A 1,153-nucleotide genomic window follows, 5' to 3' on the forward strand; every position below is an offset into this window, starting at 1 on the left:
CGGGCACGGTGGAACTCCTCACCGAGGCCGTCGACTGGCCGGAGAAGCAGGACGGCGGGCTGCGCCGCGCGGCCGTCTCCTCCTTCGGCATCAGCGGCACGAACGCGCACGTCGTCCTGGAGGAGGCCCCGGCCGCCGAGGAGGAGACGCAGACCGTCGGGTTGCAGACTGTCGAGTCGCCGGCCGGCGGTACGGTGCCGTGGCTGGTGTCGGCGAAGACTCCGGCCGCGCTGGACGCCCAGATCGGACGCCTCGCCGCGTACGCGGACGGTCGTACGGACCTGGATCCGGCGGTGGCGGCCCGCGGCCTGATCAGCGGCCGTACGGCGATGGAGCACCGCGCGGTCGCGGTCGGCGACAGCCGGGAGGCGCTGCGGGACGCCCTGCGGATGCCGGAAGGGCTCATACGCGGGACGGCCTCGGACGTGGGCCGGGTGGCGTTCGCCTTCCCCGGCCAGGGCACGCAGTGGGCCGGGATGGGCGCCGAACTCCTGGACAGCTCGCCTGAATTCGCCGCCTCGATGGAAGAGTGCGAGACCGCGCTCTCCCGCTATGTCGACTGGTCTCTCGAAGCCGTCGTCCGACAGGCCCCCGGCGCACCGACACTCGACCGCGTCGACGTCGTCCAGCCCGTCACCTTCGCCGTCATGGTCTCCCTCGCCAAGGTCTGGCAGCACCACGGCGTGACACCCCAGGCCGTCATCGGCCACTCCCAGGGCGAGATCGCCGCCGCCTACGTCGCCGGAGCCCTCACCCTCGACGACGCCGCCCGCGTCGTGACCCTGCGCAGCAAGTCCATCGCCGCCCACCTCGCCGGCAAGGGCGGCATGATCTCCCTCGCACTCGACGAGGCGGCCGTCCTGAGGCGACTGAGCGACTTCGACGGACTCTCCGTCGCCGCCGTCAACGGACCCACCGCCACCGTCGTCTCAGGCGACCCCACCCAGATCGAGGAACTCGCCCGCACCTGCGAGGCCGACGGCATCCGCGCACGGATCATCCCCGTCGACTACGCCTCCCACAGCCAGCAGGTCGAGATCATCGAGAGCGAACTCGCCGAGGTCCTCGCCGGGCTCAGCCCGCAGGCTCCGCACGTGCCGTTCTTCTCCACCCTCGAAGGCTCCTGGATCACCGAGCCGGTGCTCGACGGCGG

General features: G+C 72.2%; 1 protein-coding gene. It reads left to right on the plus strand.

All coding sequences use genetic code 11. The features are described 5' to 3' along the window. Positions 1-1,153 (plus strand): acyltransferase domain-containing protein (locus SGA01_RS40745; protein ID WP_218037878.1); only part of this gene is annotated, 1,153 nt, incomplete at both ends.

The organism is Streptomyces gardneri (assembly GCF_006539185.1).
Taxonomy (GTDB): domain Bacteria; phylum Actinomycetota; class Actinomycetes; order Streptomycetales; family Streptomycetaceae; genus Streptomyces; species Streptomyces gardneri.